The following is a 16,051-nucleotide window of genomic DNA, read 5'->3' on the forward strand; positions in this document are numbered from 1 at the left end:
GCCGCACCCCGATCGTCGACTCGGGGGACCACCGGGGGGAGGATCAGCCGTAGTAGCGGCGGAGTTCCCGGGTGAGCACCTTGCCGGTGGCGTTGCGGGGCAGGTACTTCACGAAGACCACGTCCCGGGGTACGGAGAACCGGGCCAGGTAGCGCCTGACGTACTCGCGTACCGCCTCCGGGTCCAGGGTCTCGCCGGGGTGCAGGGCGAGGAACGCGGCCAGCCGCTGCCCGTACTGCGGGTCCGGCACGCCGAGCACGGCCGCCTCGCGGACCTGCGGCAGCCGGGCGAGCAGGTCCTCCAGCTCGGACGGGAACACGTTCTCCCCGCCGGAGACGATCATGTCGTCGGCGCGGCCGTCGACGAAGAGCAGTCCGTCGGCGTTGACCCGGCCGAGGTCACCGGTGTCGAGCAGCCCGTCGTGGGTCTCCCGGCGGGCCCCCGAGGTGTAACCCTCGAACAGCATCTCGTTGCCGACGAGGATCCGGCCGACCCGCCCGGCCGGCACCGGCTTCCCGTCGTCGTCGACGATCTCCAGGCGGGTGCCGTGCGGGGGGCGACCGGCGGTGGTGGGGGCCTGGCGCAGCTCGGCGGGGCCGGCGATGGCGGCCCAGGAGACCTCCGTGGAGCCGTACAGGTTGTAGAGGACATCACCGTAGGTGTCCATGAACCGGGTGGTGAGGCCGCCGGGCAGCGCCGAGCCGCTGACCGCGACCACCGTCAGCGGCGGTCGCGGGTCCGGCGGCGGCACGTCGAGCAGACGCTGCACCATCACCGGTACGGCGAACAGCGCCTGGCAGCGGTGCGCCACGAGCGCGTCCAGCGTGGCGGCGGGGTCGAACCGGCGGTGCAGCACGATGGTGGCGCGCAGCGCGAAGGCGACCTGGAGTGCCGCGTACCCCCAGGTGTGGAAGATCGGGGCGGCGATCAGCACGGTGTCGTGGGTGTGCAGCGGGATGCGGTCGATGATGGACACCAGCGGGCCGAAGCCGTTCGGGACGGGCCGGCGGGCGCCCTTGGGGGTGCCGGTGGTGCCGGAGGTCAGCACGATGGTCCGGCCGTCGTGGGCGGGCGGGGAGAGCCGGTCGGCGGGGAGCGCGGCGGCGATCAGGGCGTCGAGGCCGGGTTCGTCGACCCGGTGCACCTCGGCGGGGACGCCGAGGAGCCGCTCGGCGAACTCGGTGTCGTGCACCAGCACCCGCAGCCGTTGCTCCTCGGCGACGGTGGCGAGCTGCGCGGCGGACAGTCCGGTGTTGACCAGCACCGCGTCGGCGCCGAGCAGGGTGGCGGCGACGATGCCCTCGATGAGCCCGTGGTGGTTGCGGCACAGCAGCCCGACCCGGTCCCCGGCCTGTACGCCGAGCACGCTGCGCATCGACCGGGCGAGCCGTTCGGCCCGGTCGAGCAGTTCCCGGTAGGTGAGTTCGTGGCCGTGCTCGTCGACGACGGCGACCCGGCCCGGGTCGCGGGCGGCTGCCTGCCGCAGTTCGCCGGCCATGCCCCAGCCCCACTGGCGCAGCGCGGCGAGTTGCGAGGCGACCCGGACGGGGTGCCCGGGGGTGAGCAGTCCCCGCCTGGTCAGTGTGGCCACGATGAACGGCAGGTCCATCCGGCGACCTCCTTCGGGGTACGACGTGGGGCCGGCCGGGGCCCCCACCAGGGATTCCTTTCCGATCATGCGTCGTCGCCGGCCGACCGCCCAGTCGGCGTCGCCCGTGGTGGACGGGCGGTGACCGGGCGGTCGACCGGTGGCGACGGTCAGCGGATCTGGACGCCGGAGATGGCGCGGGAGATGACCAGCCGTTGGATCTCGGAGGTGCCCTCGAAGATGGTGTAGATCTTGGAGTCCCGGTACCAGCGTTCGACCGGGTGGTCGCGCAGGAAGCCGGCCCCGCCGAGGAGCTGCACGGCCCGGTCGGTCACCGCGACGGCCACCTCGCCCGCCTTGAGCTTGGACATCGAGCCCTCGCCGGCGGTGAACGGCCGGTTGTTGCGGCCCATCCAGGCCGCCCGCCAGACCAGCAGCCGGGCGGCGTCGATCTCCATCTTCATGTCGGCCAGGGCGAACGCGACGGCCTGGTTGGCGATGATCGGCCGGCCGAACTGGACCCGGTCCCTGGCGTAGTCGAGGGCGTACTCGTAGGCGGCGCGGGCGACGCCGAGCGCCTGCGCGCCGACCGTCGGCCGGGACAGTTCGAAGGTGCGCATCGCGGCCTGGCCGCTGGCCCGTTGCCCGGACCGGGCGCGGGCCAACCGCTCGTCCAGCGCGTCCTTGCCGCCGAGCAGACAGCGTCCGGGCACCCGGACGTCGTCGAGGAAGACGTCGGCGGTGTGCGAGGCGCGCAGTCCCAGTTTCTTGAGCTTCCGGGTCGCGTGCAGCCCGGCCGTCCCCGGCGGTACGACGAACGCGGCCTGCCCGCGCGAACCCAGCTCGGGCGCGACGGAGGCGGTGACCACGTGCACCCCGGCGATCCCGCCGTTGGTGGCGTACGCCTTCTGCCCGCGTAGCACCCACTCGTCGGCGGCCTCGTCGTGGACGGCGCGGGTACGCATGGCCCCGACGTCGGAGCCGGCCTCCGGTTCGGTGGTGCAGAACGCGGCGACGGCGGGGGCGTCGACGGTGCCGAAGCACTGCGGCACCCATTCGACCATCTGGTCGGGGGTGCCGGTGCCGTAGATGGCGGCGACGGCGAGCGAGCTGCCGAAGATGCTCAGCCCGATGCCGGCGTCGCCCCAGAAGAGCTCCTCGCTGGCGATCGGCAGGGACAGCCCGGTGGGGTCGGCCCAGCAGGTGGCGAGGAACTCGAAGCCGTACAGGCCGATCTTCGCCGCCTCCTGGATGATCGGCCAGGGGGTCTCCTCCCGGGCGTCCCACTCGGCGGCGGCCGGGCGCACGACCTCGGCGGCGAAGCCGTGCACCCAGTCCCGCAGATCCCGCTGTTCCTCGTTCAGGTCGAGCGAGAACTCGGCCATCGTCAGGCCTTGGGGATGTCGAACAGGTTGGCGATGTTGGCGGCCAGGCCCAGGTCACCCTTGGCCTTGAGCTTGCCGGTCATGAACATCATCACCGGGTTGGCCCCGCCGGAGACGATCCTCAGGAACTCGACCGGGCCCATGGTGAGGCTGAGCTTCGGGTCGCGGGTGGGGGTCTCGGAGACGGTGCAGGTGCCGTTCTCGATGACGATCTCGTAGGTGTCGGCGCCACCGTCGGGGCGGCCGGTGATGTTCCAGTGGATGACCGCGTTGGTGGTGCCGGCGCGGTCGGCGCGGAAGATCTGCGGCATCCGGCTGAAGACCTCGCTGAGTACCTTGCCGCGCAGGTCGCCGGACATCACCTCGGCGATCTTGTCGTCCGGGGTGGACTTGACCAACTGGGCGAACTCCTTCGGGCCGAAGTTGGCGAAGTTGGCCGGGTCGAAGTCAGTCATGGTAGGTGCACCTCTCGGGACGGACCGGTTCTGGTTACTCTCGCGTAACCTTACGCACGAGTAGGTATGCTCGCAAGGGTGTCCAGCACGCCGAGCTTCAAGCGCCTCCCCCGGGCCGTCCGCGAGCAGCAGATGCTCGACGCGGCGGTCAAGGTCTTCTCCCGGCGCGGCTTCCACGCCGCCAGCATGGACGAGATCGCCGAGGACGCGGGCATCTCCAAGCCGATGGTCTACGCCTACCTCGGCACCAAGGAGGAACTCTTCATCGCCTGCCTGCACCGGGAGACCGCCCGGATGATGCTGGCGATCGCCGGGGCCGCCGCCCCCGACCTCCCGCCCGACCAGCGGCTCTGGCGCGGCCTGCGGGCCTTCTTCGGCTTCGTCGGGGCGCACCGCGACGGCTGGGCCGTGCTCTACCGGCAGGCCCGGGGCTCCCAACCGTTCGCCGCCGAGCTGGCCGCGATGCGCGCCCGGCTGGTCGACGTGGTCGCCGGGATGCTCGACCACGCGCTGCGCGCCCGGGGCCGGGAGGTCGCCGCGACCGAACTGGAGGTCGTCGCGTACGCCCTGGTCGGCGCGAGCGAGTCGCTGGCCGACTGGCTCGCCGACCACCCCGAGGCCGAACCGGAGAAGACCGCCACCCGGATGATGAACGTCGCCTGGCTCGGCGCGGCCCAGCTCCTCGACGGCGTCACCTGGAGACCCCCGGCGGACTGACCGCCCCGCCCGCCGGCTCCCGGCCCCGGCCCACCGGACCCGGCGCAGAGAGGTCAGCGGTGGGCGGCGGCGCGACGACGGGCCCGCAGGCGCATCCAGCGGACCAGCTCCAACACCCCGGTGACGGCCAGCGAGAGCCCGACGCCGACGAGCAGCCCCCGGAGCGGATCGCGTTCGAATGCCAGCCCACCGAAGTAACCGAGCAGCCCGCAGTACAGGCTCCAGACGGTGGCGGCGACGGCGTCGAACACCAGGAAGCGCAGGAGCGGATACCGGACGGCACCCATGGTCAGGGTGACGGCGGTCCGGCCGCCGGGCACGAAGCGGGAGGTGGTGAGGATCGAGCCGCCCCGTCGGTCCACCGCCCGACGGGCCCGGTCCGAGCCGCTGCGGCGGCGGCTGCCGTCGGGTAGCCGGGCCAGCCGCTCCGCGCCGCCGCCCCGGCCGATGCCGTACGACACGTGGTCGCCGGCGAGCGCGCCGAGGGCCGCCACCGCGATCACGGCCACCAGGTTCGGGTGGCCGCTGGCCGCGAACACCCCGGCGGTGATCAGGACGGTTTCGCCGGGCACCGCCGGGAAGAACGCGTCGACCGCGGTCACCACGAAGATCACCAGGTACACCCAGGGCGAGGTGACGGTGTGGTGGAGCAGGTCGAGCACCGACTGCATGCCCTCATGCTCGACGCTGGGCCCCCGGCCGGGGGCCCAGTCGCCGGATCAGGCCACCCGCCGGATCAGGCCACCCGCCGGGGAACCGGCAGCGGACCGGCGGCCGACCTGCCGTGCTCCCGCTTGTCGGCGGCGGTGGGGCCGTGCGAGGTGAGCACCACCGGGGCGGCCAGCGCCTCGGACACCGCCACCGGCCAGTCGGTCGGCGGGGCGTCGTACACCGGGCGGGTGGTCAGCAGGCGGGCGGTGAGGTCCGCCTGCCGCTCCAGGTCACCGGGCGGGCCGGGGCGCAACCGGTCGGTCCCGTCGTAGCGGCGGCACAGCTTCAGCGCCGGGCGGGCCGGGTCGGGGCGGGTCAGGTCGAGGTGGGTGAGGGCGAGGCCGTCCACCCCGCCGGCCACGTCCAGGGCGTACCGGTGGGCGACGGCGTCGAAGTGACCGAACCGGAACCGGCCCTGCCACGGGTTGGTCGGGTTGCGCGGGTCGGTCAACGGCAGCGTCCGGTCCTCGGTGACCAGCGGGCCGGGCCCGTGCCGGGTGGTCACCGTCCGCACCACCCCCAGCCGGTACGCCGACCCGGCCGCCCCCACCTCGGCGAGCAGCTCCTCGGCGTTGGCGAAGGTGGTGGTGCTCCACGTGGTGTACGGGTGGAAGCCGTGCCACTCGTCCAGCAGCACCCCCTGCGCCCCCTCGAACACCACCGTCCCCGCCCGCAACACCCCGGCCAGGTACGACCGGTCGACGATCGCCACCCGGTCGGCGAAGGCGGTGAACGCCGGCAGGCAGTCGGCCACCGGTGGGGCGTCGAGTGGGCCGAGTTCGGCGGTCAACCGCTCCCGCAGCACGGTGAGCCGGCGACGCAGCAGCTCCCGGTCCCGGCAGTCGGCCACCCGGGGCGCCTCGTCGGGGTGGGCGAGCCCGTACCGGACGGACTCGCCCACCCCCAACCCGCAGGAGCCGTGCCGGGCGGCCCCCCGGGCGATCTCCCGGAGCCGGTTGGCGGCCCGGTGGTACGGCGTGGCCAGCAGCGCCTCCCCGTCCACGGTGAGCCGGTCGAGGGCGTCGGGCACCCCGACCGAGGCCAGGTGGTCGGCCTCGGCGGCCAGCGCCAACGGGTCCACCACCTGCTGCCGGGCCAGGTGGGTACGCACCCCCGGGCGGAACGTCCCCGCCCCGAACTGGGCGAACGTGTGGTGCCTGCCGTCGGGCAGCACCACGTTGTGGGCGGCCTGCGCACCCCCGTTGAACCGCACCACGGTGTGCACGTGGCGGGTCGCGCAGAGCCAGTCCACGACGGTGCCCTTGCCGGCGTCGCCGTAACCGAGGTCGACCACGATCACGTGCCGGCCGGGCTGTCCGGGGTCGGGGAGGGCGGTCACAGCCGGGTCACCCCACCGGCCCGGCGCGACGTGGCCGGCAGCGTGGAGACCTCGGCCCGCCGGCCGCCGCCCAGCGGGGCCAGCGCCTTGGACACGGTCCGGCCGGCGGTGGAGCCGGCCCGGTCCAGGTCGCGCAGGCCCTCGTCCAGGTCGATGGCCTGCTCGCCGAGGCCGACGGTGAGCGCGATGGTCTCGCAGACCGCGTCCAGGTCGTCGAGGACGACGGCACGCTGCCCGAGCAGGTCCCGCCAGAAGTCGAGCACCGTGGCGTTGCCGGCGTAGTGGCTGCCGGCGGGGAGCAGGTAGTAGGTGTCCCAGCGGCGGGTCACCTCGTCGACGATCTGCCGCAGCGGCACGTCCTCGCCGAGGTCGTCGCCGATCAGCCGGCTCACCTCCCGCCGGTTCACCCGGGGGTACGCCAGCTCGTCGCCGATGATGAACAGGTAGCCGCGCCGGCCCCGCTTCTCCCAGCTGTCGGTGACCGTGTGCCGGGCCATGAAGTACATCGCCAGCTCGTACGACTCGGTCATCTGACCGCCGCCACCGCCCTCCAGCACGATCCGGCCGAGGTCGTCGTCCATCCGGTTGTCCGACTCGAACTGCCCCACCTGCAACGGCACCCGGTCGCAGGTGGCGTCGCCGATCGCGCCGAACAGCACCTGCGGGTCGCGGGCGTAGCCCTGGCGCAGCAGCAGCCCGAGCAGTTGCGGCAGCTTGGCCTGGAGGGTGCGGGGCACGTGCCCCATCGAGCCGGTCACGTCGAACAGCACCGCGATGGGTGTCGACTGCGGGTGCTCGGCCGAGTCCCGGCTCTCCCGGACCGCACCGCGCGGGTCGAGCGCCGGGTGCACGGTCCGGGCTCCGCTGTCGCTGTAGGAGAAGGCGCTCTTGCCCTTCTTCTTCCGGTAGCGGTCGGCGGCGTCGTACACGTCGGTGGACCAGATTCCGCTGCCCATGGCAGCCTCCCTAGGGGTTGAGGGTGAACGGTCGGAAGGTGCGCGGCCCGTAGAGCCGGTCGAGCACCTCGTCGAGTTCGCCGAGCAGTCGCCAGGCGTCGTCGGGTCGGGCGGCCAGTGCCGGGCGGCGGCAGCCGTCGGCGAAGGCGCGCAGTTCACGGGGGGCGCGGTCGCCCATCAGCCAGCTCATGCACGTCGCGGCCATCGCCAGGTCGGTGCCGGGGCCGGCGGGTCGCCGCGCGGTGACCTCCGGCGGGTACCAGTCCTCGTGGCCGGGGACCAGCGCCGGGACGGTGCCGCCGTCGACGGCGGAGAAGCACCAGTCGACGAGCACCACGCCGTGCGCGTCCGGCTCGATCAGCACGTGCCGGGGGAGCACCGCGCCGTGCACCACGCCGGCCCGGTGGGCCAGGCCGAGGGCGACCAGCAGCCGCCGCCACATCCAGGCCGCGTCCCGGGCGTCCAACCCGTCGGGGTACGCCCGGCGTACCGCGTCGAGGTCGTGCAGCCCGGGTACGGCGGCGAGCACACTGATCCGGCGTTCCGCCCCGCTGGCGGCGTCGCGGTGCCGGAAGCTGTCCACGAGCCGGGGCACGTACGGCAGGTGGCGCGGGTCGCCCCGGTCCTCGATCTGCCGCAGCGCGTACGCCTCGCGGGCCATCAGGTCGTTGTCGGCCGGGTTGCGGGGAAGCTTGAGCAGCCGGTCCGCGCCGACGTCGTAGAGGTCGGCGAGGTCACCGGCGTGGGCGAGCGCCCCGAGCCGGTACTCGCCGAGCACGACCGTCGCCGGGTCGGGTGTGCCGGTCGCCTGCCAGCGGGTGGTGACCTGGACGAAGGCGTCGGTGGCCGCGGCGCGTACCCGGGCGTCGAGCGCGCCCAGCCGGTCGGGGTGCAGGGCCGCGACCAGTTCGCGGTAGCGCCGGGCCGGGCTGTCGACGCCGAACAGGTCGGCGTCGGTGCGGGCCGCCGCGACCAGCCGGATCGCCTCGTCGGTCCTCACCTGACGGTCTCCTCCCGGGCGGGGCGCAGCAGCGCCGGGTGCAGCAGTCGGGCGTCGCCTGACCGGTAGAGCCGGGCCCGGGGACCGCCCCGGGCACCGCCGCGTTCGGTGTTGCCGCCGGTGCTCTCGACGAAGCCGGGGACGGAGAGCACCTTGCGGTGGAAGTTGCCGGCGTGCAGCGGGTGCCCCCAGACCGTCTCGTAGACGCCGCGCAGCTCGGCGATGGTGAACTCGGGGCCGAGGAAGCGGGTGGCCAGCGGGGTGTACTCCAGCTTGGAGCGGGCCCGTTCCAACCCGTCGTCGACGATCCGGGCGTGGTCGAAGGCGAGCTGCCGGCTGGGCAGGGCGGTGACGGGCAGCCACCCGGCCTCGTCGGCGTCGCTGTCGGCGACCGGGTCGGGCAGGTCGGGGGCGAAGGCGAGGTGGGCGACGGAGACGATCCGCATCCGGGGGTCCCGGTCCGGCGCGCCGTAGCTGGCGAGTTGTTCCAGGTGGACGCGGCGCAGCCGGTCGCCGCCGAGGCCGGTCTCCTCGGCGAGTTCGCGGCGGGCCCCGGTGGCGAGGTCCTCGTCGGGCTGGACGAACCCGCCGGGCAGTGCCCAGTGCCCCTGGTACGGGGGTTGGCCACGCCGGATCAGCAGCAGGTGCAGCGCGCCCTCGCGGATGGTCAGCGCCACCACGTCCACGGTGATCGCGGTCGCGGGGTAGGCGCTGGGGTCGTACCCGGCGAGGAAGTCCTGCTCGTTCACGGCGTCCCTCTCGGGTTGAGAATTACTCGATCTGAGAACAACCTAGCTCACGAAAAAGTGCTCCGCAACCGGTGGGACCGGCGCGGCGGCCGAACCGCGTTGTGCGTCCCGTCACGTGGCCGCCCGGCACGATGCCGTGCCGGGCGGCGTCCGGGCAGCGTTCCCACCGCGCCCGCCGGGCCTCAGCGGACGGTGCCCACCAGGTGCGGGCGGCCGGTCCGGGCGTCGTGCAGGGCGAAGTCCCACCCCGGCACGGCGCTGAATGCGACAGTCGAGGGCAACGGCACCGGCAGCTTGAACGCCACCTCCACCGTGTACGCCTCCGGCAGCCGGCTCTCCAGCGCGGCCAGGCAGCGGGCCTTGCTCCACATGCCGTGCGCGATCGGCCGGGGGAAGCCGAACAGCCGCGCCCCCAGCCGGGAGGTGTGGATCGGGTTGTGGTCCCCGGAGACCCGGGCGTAGTCCGTACCCACCCGGGGGGTGACCCGCCAGTGCGCGGTGGCGGCCGGCGGCGCGGGCCGCTCACCCGGGTCGCGCCCGGCACCCCCGCCGGCTGCGCGCTCCCGGCCCAGGTACGTCGACACCCCGCGCCACACCTCCTCACCGTCGACCGAGCCGACCAGGACGACGTCGACCTGCCGACCCCGGGCGTGCGGCCGCAGATTCTCGGCGTACGCGACGAAGTCCCACGGCACGTCGGCCGGAACCGCCCGGTGGACGGTGATCCGGTTGCCCACGTGCACCACCCCGGCCAGCGGGAACGGGAACTCCGGCAGGGTCATCAACCGCAGCGCCAGCGGGAACCCCAGCACGTGCGGGTAGGTCGCCGGCAGCGCGTCGGTCAACCGGAAACCGCACACCCGGTCGTACCCGCTGAGGTGGGCACGGTCCACGGTGACCCCGGCGACGGCCAGCTCGACCGGGGGCGCGGCGTCCGGCCGGCGGGACCGGCCGATCCCGGGCAGCGCGTCGCGCAGCGCCCGCCGGCGGAGCGCACCCGGTCGGGGGAGCCCCGGCAGCACCACCCGGGGCCGCGCCGCCGGCCCGCCGTCGTGGCCGTCCGACCGGTCCGTCAGGTCCTCGGTGCGGTCCGTGCCGGCTGTGGGGGTCAGGTCCCGGGTGGCGTACGCCGACAGGTCGTGGGTCTCGTCGACGCTGCGCTCCGGTCCGGGGCCGGCGGCGCGGGCGGCGGCCAGCGCGGCCGGTGAGATGACCTCGGTCGGCCCCTCGATCAGGTCGCCGACCGACAGCTCGCCGTCGCCCGACTCCTCGGGTCGGTTCCTGCGCCGTGCCATCACGCCCCCAGCAGACTCTGGCCGCAGACCCGGACCACGTTACCGCTGACCGCCGCCGAGGCCGGCCACGCCAACCAGCCGATCGTCTCGGCGACGTCCACCGGCAGGCCGCCCTGGGCCAGGCTGTTCATCCGGCGACCCGCCTCCCGGATCACCAGCGGGACGCGGGCGGTCAGCCGGGTCTCGATGAACCCGGGTGCGACCGCGTTGACGCTGATCCCCCGCCCGGCCAGCGCCGGGGCGAGCGCGTCGACCAGGCCGATCACCCCGGCCTTGCTGGTCGCGTAGTTGGTCTGCCCCCGGTTGCCGGCGATCCCGGCGATCGACGAGACGGCGACCAGCCGGCCCCCCTCGGGGATCAGGCCCCGCTCCAGCAGCACGTCGTTGATCCGCTCCTGGCTGGAGAGGTTGACGTCGAGCACCGCGTCCCACCGGTCGGCGTCCATCCGGCCCAGCGTCTTGTCCCGGGTGATGCCGGCGTTGTGCACCACCACGTCGACCCGGCCGTGCCGGTCGGCCAGGTGGTCGGCGAGCCGGGTGGGGGCGTCCGCGCCGGTCAGGTCGAGCTGTACGGCGGTGCCGCCGATCTCGTTGGCGACCGCCGCGAGGGCGTCGCCGGCCGCCGGGACGTCCAGCGCGACGACCTGCGCGCCGTCGCGGGCGAGCACCCGGGCCACCGCCGCGCCGATGCCCCGGGCCGCGCCGGTGACCAGCACCACCTGCCCGGCCAGCGGCCGGTCCCAGTCCGCCGGGACGGCGGCCGGCCCGGTGCCGACCCGGACCACCTGCCCCGAGACGTACGCCGACCGGCCGGAGAGCAGGAACCGCAGGGTCGCCTCCAGGCTGGTCGTGGTGCCGGCGTCCCCGTCCGGGGTGACGTACACCAGTTGGGCGGTGACACCGCGACCGAACTCCTTGCCGATGCTGCGGGTCAACCCCTCCAGGGCCCGCTGGGCGGTGGCCTCCCGGGGTGGGCCGCACTCGGCCGGCGGGGTGCCCAGCACGATCACCCGGCCGCTGGGCAGCACCGAGCGGGCCTGCGGGTGGAAGAAGTCGTAGAGCTGACGCAGGCCGGTGGAGTCGGTGATGCCGGTGGCGTCGTAGACCAGGGCACCGAACCGGGCGGACGTCCCGCCCCCGGCCGGTGCGCCGCCGTTGCCGGCCCGCTCGTCCCGACCGGCCGGATCGGCGGGTCCGTCGGCTGCGGCGGAGTCGTCGTGCCCGGCGGCGGGTGGGGTGGTGCCGGTTGCGGTGCGCACGTCGGCCCCGGCGGCGGTGAGCAGGGCGGCGACCTGGTCACCGAGCCGACCGCCGGTGGCTGCGCCGAGCAGGACCGGGCCGGGCAGCAGCGGGTCGCCGACGGCGTACCGGCGCAGTCGCGGTGGGTCGGGCAGCCCGAGGCGCTTGACCAGCGCGCGGCCGGCCCCCGATTGGACGAAGCTCGCGTACCTGTCGGTCATAGGCGTAGCCTACTGGCCAGTAGGTTGTGGGCAAGTCCTGAAACGGAGGCGGGATCGTGCAGAGCATCCGGCGGGTCGCGGTCATCGGCGGCAACCGCATCCCCTTCGCCCGGTCCAACTCCCGGTACGCCAGCGCCTCCAACGCCGACCTGCTCGGCGCGGCGCTGGACGGGCTGGTCGCCCGGTTCGGACTGGCCGGGCAGCGGGTCGGTGAGGTGGTGGCCGGGGCGGTGCTCAAGCACTCCAAGGACTTCAACCTGACCCGGGAGGTGGTGCTCGGCTCGAAGCTGGACCCGCACACCCCCGCGTACGACATCCAGCAGGCGTGCGGCACCGGCCTGGAGGCGGCGATCCTGGTCGCCAACAAGATCGCCCTCGGGCAGCTCGACGTGGGCATCGCCGGTGGGGTCGACACCACCTCCGACGCGCCGCTGGCGATCAACGAGGACATGCGCCGCACCCTGCTGAAGCTCAACAGCGCCCGGACCCTCGGCGAGCGGCTGAAAATCGCCGCGAAGCTCCGTCCGCACCAGCCGTTCCGGCCCGAGTTGCCGCGTAACGCCGAGCCCCGCACCGGGCTGTCGATGGGCGAGCACGCCGCCCGGACGGCGCTGCGCTGGCAGATCGACAGGCAGTCCCAGGACGAGTTGGCGCTGCGCTCGCACCAGCGCCTCGCCGCCGCGTACGAGCGGGGGTTCTTCGACGACCTGATGACGCCGTACCTGGGGCTGACCCGGGACCAGAACCTCCGGCCCGACACCAGCCTGGACAAGCTCGGCGCGCTCCGGCCGGTCTTCGGCACCCGGGGCCCGGACGCCGGGCAGGCCACCATGACCGCCGGTAACTCCTCCCCGCTGACCGACGGCGCGTCCACCGTGCTGCTCGCCTCCGAACAGTGGGCGCGCGAGCACCAGCTTCCCGTGCTGGCCTGGTTCTCCTGGTCGGAGACGGCGGCGGTGGACTTCGTGCACGGCGACGAGGGGCTGCTGATGGCCCCCGCCTACGCGGTGCCCCGGATGCTGGACCGGGCCGGGCTGACCCTCCAGGACTTCGACTTCTACGAGATCCACGAGGCGTTCGCGTCGCAGGTGCTGGCCACCCTGGCCGCCTGGGAGTCGCCGGAGTTCGGCAAGGACCGGTTGGGGCGGGACGCCCCGCTGGGCGCGATCGACCGGGACCGGCTCAACGTCACCGGCTCGTCACTGGCCGCCGGGCACCCGTTCGCCGCGACCGGTGGCCGGATCGTGGCGACGCTGGCGAAACTGCTCGCCGAGAAGGGCGGCGGTCGGGGGCTGATCTCGATCTGCGCGGCTGGTGGGCAGGGCGTGACCGCCATCCTGGAGCGCTGAGCCGCAGCTCAGGGCGGCGTTGCCGGGGCTCCCTACGGTGGTGTCAGCCCGCCCGGACGTCCTGGTGGCGGTGCCCCGTAGAGGAGTGTCATGCCTGGTCGTGCCCTGCTGCGTACCGCTGCCGTTGCCCTTGCCGGCGTGCTCGCGGCCAGCGGTTGCGCCGCCACCACGCCGCGCGTCGAGGGACCCCGGACCGCCGGGGCGAAGAGGGCGGACGGTGGCCCGGTGGGGCTGGGTGAGGCGACCGGCCGTGGAGACACCGGCACGGCTGTCGACGGCGGGACCTCGGCCGGTGGGGTCAGGGAACCCGAACCCACCGGCAGCCCCACGGCCGGCGGTGGCGGGGACGACGGCGGGGACAAGTCCGGTACGAAGGCGAACGGCCCCACCATCGGCTCCTTCCGGGTCACCCGCAAGCCGAGCTGCCCGGCCGGCACCACCGTCAACCCGATCCCCGGCAGCGGGGTGCGGATGGAGTGGCAGGTCGGCAACGCGACCTCGGTGGCCCTGTCGGTCGACGGCCCCGGCGTCTACCGCGACGACTACCCCTCGTCCGGCAGTGAGGAACTCACCTTCCCGTGCTCGGGTGGCGAGGGTGACGTCCAGCGGCACACGTACACGTTGACGGCGCGCAACGCACACGGCAAGCAGACGAAGACCATCGTGGTCACCGCCCCGGTGCACGACATCCCGAAGGTCTGACGCCGAACTCCGTGGCCCACGTGGTCGGGCCGGCTCCCCGCCGGCCGCCGCCGGGCGGCCCCGCTCCGCCCCTGGTCGGCCCGACCAGGGCGGCGGTCGTCGGGTAGGCGAGAATGAGGTACGTGACGACGATCCCGAACGTGCTCGCCCACCGGTACGCCTCACCCGAACTGGTCGCCCTCTGGTCCCCGGAGGAGAAGGTGCGGATGGAGCGGCGGCTCTGGCTCGCCGTGCTCCGCGCCCAGCGGGACCTCGGCGTGGCGGTGCCCGACGGCGTGGTGGAGGCGTACGAGCGGGTGGTCGACCAGGTCGACCTGGCCTCGATCGCCGAGCGGGAGCGGGTCACCCGGCACGACGTGAAGGCCCGGATCGAGGAGTTCAGCGCGCTCGCCGGGCACGAGCACGTGCACAAGGGGATGACCTCCCGGGACCTCACCGAGAACGTCGAGCAGCTCCAGGTGCGCGCCTCGCTGGAGCTGATCCGGGACCGGGTGGTCGCCGCGCTGGCCCGGCTGGCCTGGCTCGCCCACGAGCACTCCGGCCTGGTGCTGACCGGCCGTTCGCACAACGTCGCCGCGCAGGCCACCACGCTGGGCAAGCGCTTCGCCTCGGCGGCCGAGGAACTGCTCATCGCGTACGAGCGGCTGGAAGACCTGATCGGCCGCTACCCGCTGCGCGGGATCAAGGGTCCGGTGGGCACCGCCGCCGACCAGCTCGACCTCGTCGACGGCGACGCGGAGAAGGTCGCCGAGCTGGAGCGTCGGGTGGCCGGTCACCTCGGGTTCGCCCGGGTGCTGGACAGCGTGGGGCAGGTCTACCCGCGTTCGCTGGACTTCGACGTGCTCTCCGCGCTCGCGCAGGTGGCTGCCGCGCCGTCGTCGCTGGCCACCACGATCCGGCTGATGGTCGGTCAGGAGCTGGCGACCGAGGGCTTCAAGCCGGGTCAGGTCGGCTCCAGCGCGATGCCGCACAAGATGAACACCCGGTCGTCGGAGCGGGTGAACGGCTTCGCGGTGATCATCCGGGGTTACCTGTCGATGGTCGGCGAGCTGGCCGGCGACCAGTGGAACGAGGGGGACGTCTCCTGCTCGGTGGTCCGCCGGGTGGCCCTGCCGGACGCCTTCTTCGCCGCCGACGGGTTGTTCCAGACCTTTCTCACCGTGCTCGACGAGTTCGGGGCGTACCCGGCGGTGATCAGCCGGGAACTGGAGCGCTTCCTGCCCTTCCTGGCCACCACCAGGATCCTGGTCGCGGCGGTGCGCCGGGGCGTCGGCCGGGAGGTCGCCCACGAGGTGATCAAGGAGCACGCGGTCGCCGTGGCCCTCGCCATGCGGGAGAAGGGTGCCCCCGACAACGACCTGTTCGACCGGCTGGCCGCCGACTCCCGCCTCGGCCTCACCCGCAGCGAGATCGACACCCTGGTCGCCGACCCGGCCACCTTCACCGGCGCCGCCCAGGCCCAGGTGGAGGCGATCACCCGCCGTATCACCACGGTCGTCACCGCCCACCCCGAAGCCGCCACCTACTCCCCACCCCCCATCCTCTGACCCCCCGGCCCCGCGCTTCCCCCGGCCCGCCCTCCCCGGCCCGCCCTCCCCGCCCGCTCTCCCCGCCCGCTCTCCCCGCCCGCTCTCCCCGCCCGCTCTCCCCCCGGCCCGCCCTCCCCGCCCGCTCTCCCCCCGTGATCAAGAGGTTTGCGTCACCAATGAAGATCGAATTGGCGCAAACCTCTTGATCACCGAGGCCAGGGAGGCGGGCGGAAGGCCGGTGGGCGGGTCAGGAGTCCCGGGTGGGGGTTTCGGCGGCGGAGGAGAGGTTGGGGGCGCTCGCCGGTTCGGCGATGCCGCCGGGGGCCTCGGCGAACCCGGGGTCGTGGGCGGTCTCGGCGGCGACCAGGGGCTGGTCGTGCGGCATGACGTCGGGGACCTTGGGCACCACGATCACCGCCGTGCCGTAGGCGCAGATCTCCATCCACATCTCGCCGCAGTCCCGGCTGTCGAAGCGCATCCCCACCACGGCGTTCGCTCCGATGCGCAGGGCCTCCTCGCCGAGCCGGGCCACCGAGTCGGTGCGCCAGCGGGTGAGGTTGTCCGGGGCCATCGGGTCGTACGCGCCGCCGCGCAGGTTCTTGACCCCCTCGCGGTACGGGTTCCGGGTCCGCGCCATCGACGACACCACTTCGCCGAGGATCTGGCGGATCTCGTAGCCGGGCAGTTGATCCGTCGTCACGACCAGCACGGTTCCGATGCTGTCAGTAGCGGTACGGCGTCGAAGCGTCCCGTTGGCACCTGGTCGGATGCTGCAAAACCAGGCGGCGCGGACGGCCGGCACGCGACCGGCCATCC

The 16,051-nt window shown here is 74.0% G+C and carries 15 protein-coding genes; 4 read left to right on the forward strand and 11 right to left on the reverse strand.

Annotated features, from left to right (window positions below; genetic code table 11):
* Nucleotides 1-43: 43 nt before the first annotated feature.
* The 3 genes from ACN268_RS23020 to ACN268_RS23030 all read right to left on the reverse strand — a co-directional run bounded on the left by ACN268_RS23020 (nucleotide 44) and on the right by ACN268_RS23030 (nucleotide 3,428).
* On the reverse strand, nucleotides 44-1,609 hold the full coding sequence (locus ACN268_RS23020; protein WP_421484960.1) for an AMP-binding protein: 1,566 nt from the start codon (nucleotides 1,607-1,609) through the stop codon (nucleotides 44-46).
* 149 nt (nucleotides 1,610-1,758) lie between these two features.
* Complete coding sequence (locus ACN268_RS23025; protein WP_421484961.1) at nucleotides 1,759-2,973, reverse strand: acyl-CoA dehydrogenase family protein; 1,215 nt, start codon at nucleotides 2,971-2,973, stop codon at nucleotides 1,759-1,761.
* A 2-nt stretch (nucleotides 2,974-2,975) separates the two neighbouring features.
* The gene (locus tag ACN268_RS23030; RefSeq protein WP_421484962.1) at nucleotides 2,976-3,428 is read right to left on the reverse strand and encodes an SCP2 sterol-binding domain-containing protein; all 453 of its coding nucleotides are present in this window, start codon (nucleotides 3,426-3,428) and stop codon (nucleotides 2,976-2,978) included.
* A gap of 78 nt (nucleotides 3,429-3,506) precedes the next feature.
* Between ACN268_RS23030 and ACN268_RS23035 the strand changes: the two genes are divergently transcribed.
* Nucleotides 3,507-4,145 (forward strand): TetR/AcrR family transcriptional regulator, encoded by a 639-nt coding sequence (locus ACN268_RS23035; RefSeq protein ID WP_421484963.1) that lies wholly within the window; start codon nucleotides 3,507-3,509, stop codon nucleotides 4,143-4,145.
* A gap of 53 nt (nucleotides 4,146-4,198) precedes the next feature.
* Here ACN268_RS23035 and ACN268_RS23040 read toward each other — a convergent pair whose 3' ends face one another.
* The 7 genes from ACN268_RS23040 to ACN268_RS23070 form a co-directional block, all read right to left on the reverse strand.
* On the reverse strand, nucleotides 4,199-4,816 hold the full coding sequence (locus tag ACN268_RS23040) for a DedA family protein (protein WP_421484964.1): 618 nt from the start codon (nucleotides 4,814-4,816) through the stop codon (nucleotides 4,199-4,201).
* A 65-nt stretch (nucleotides 4,817-4,881) separates the two neighbouring features.
* On the reverse strand, nucleotides 4,882-6,195 hold the full coding sequence (locus ACN268_RS23045; protein ID WP_421484965.1) for an adenylosuccinate synthetase: 1,314 nt from the start codon (nucleotides 6,193-6,195) through the stop codon (nucleotides 4,882-4,884).
* A complete protein-coding gene (locus ACN268_RS23050) occupies nucleotides 6,192-7,151 on the reverse strand; it encodes a hypothetical protein (RefSeq protein ID WP_421484966.1) in 960 nt (319 codons plus the stop codon). Before ACN268_RS23050 ends, ACN268_RS23045 begins: the two co-directional genes overlap by 4 nt.
* Nucleotides 7,152-7,161: 10 nt before the next feature.
* A complete protein-coding gene (locus ACN268_RS23055) occupies nucleotides 7,162-8,151 on the reverse strand; it encodes a serine/threonine protein kinase (protein WP_421484967.1) in 990 nt (329 codons plus the stop codon).
* Nucleotides 8,148-8,900 (reverse strand): NUDIX hydrolase, encoded by a 753-nt coding sequence (locus ACN268_RS23060; RefSeq protein WP_421484968.1) that lies wholly within the window; start codon nucleotides 8,898-8,900, stop codon nucleotides 8,148-8,150. The genes ACN268_RS23055 and ACN268_RS23060 overlap by 4 nt, the downstream gene beginning before the upstream one ends.
* 182 nt (nucleotides 8,901-9,082) lie before the next feature.
* A complete protein-coding gene (locus ACN268_RS23065) occupies nucleotides 9,083-10,195 on the reverse strand; it encodes a MaoC/PaaZ C-terminal domain-containing protein (protein ID WP_421484969.1) in 1,113 nt (370 codons plus the stop codon).
* Nucleotides 10,195-11,655 carry a 3-oxoacyl-ACP reductase gene (locus ACN268_RS23070; protein ID WP_421484970.1) on the reverse strand — a complete coding sequence of 487 codons (1,461 nt, stop codon included), beginning with the start codon at nucleotides 11,653-11,655 and terminating at the stop codon, nucleotides 10,195-10,197. The genes ACN268_RS23065 and ACN268_RS23070 overlap by 1 nt, the downstream gene beginning before the upstream one ends.
* 56 nt (nucleotides 11,656-11,711) lie before the next feature.
* On the opposite strand from ACN268_RS23070, the gene ACN268_RS23075 reads away from it, so the two are divergent.
* The 3 genes from ACN268_RS23075 to purB all read left to right on the forward strand — a co-directional run bounded on the left by ACN268_RS23075 (nucleotide 11,712) and on the right by purB (nucleotide 15,253).
* Entirely contained in the window at nucleotides 11,712-13,004 is a 1,293-nt protein-coding gene (locus ACN268_RS23075) for an acetyl-CoA C-acetyltransferase (RefSeq protein WP_421484971.1), read from the forward strand.
* 90 nt (nucleotides 13,005-13,094) lie between these two features.
* Nucleotides 13,095-13,706, forward strand: a complete 612-nt coding sequence (locus tag ACN268_RS23080) for a hypothetical protein (protein ID WP_421484972.1) — start codon at nucleotides 13,095-13,097, stop codon at nucleotides 13,704-13,706.
* A gap of 122 nt (nucleotides 13,707-13,828) precedes the next feature.
* On the forward strand, nucleotides 13,829-15,253 hold the full coding sequence (gene purB, locus ACN268_RS23085) for an adenylosuccinate lyase (protein WP_421484973.1): 1,425 nt from the start codon (nucleotides 13,829-13,831) through the stop codon (nucleotides 15,251-15,253).
* A 229-nt stretch (nucleotides 15,254-15,482) separates the two neighbouring features.
* On the opposite strand, the gene ACN268_RS23090 is transcribed toward purB, so the two are convergent.
* A complete protein-coding gene (locus ACN268_RS23090) occupies nucleotides 15,483-16,049 on the reverse strand; it encodes a YbjQ family protein (protein ID WP_421484974.1) in 567 nt (188 codons plus the stop codon).
* Between the last annotated feature and the right edge of the window lie 2 nt (nucleotides 16,050-16,051).

Origin of the sequence: Micromonospora sp. WMMD735 (assembly GCF_049178995.1) — a bacterium.
Classification (GTDB): domain Bacteria; phylum Actinomycetota; class Actinomycetes; order Mycobacteriales; family Micromonosporaceae; genus Micromonospora; species Micromonospora wenchangensis.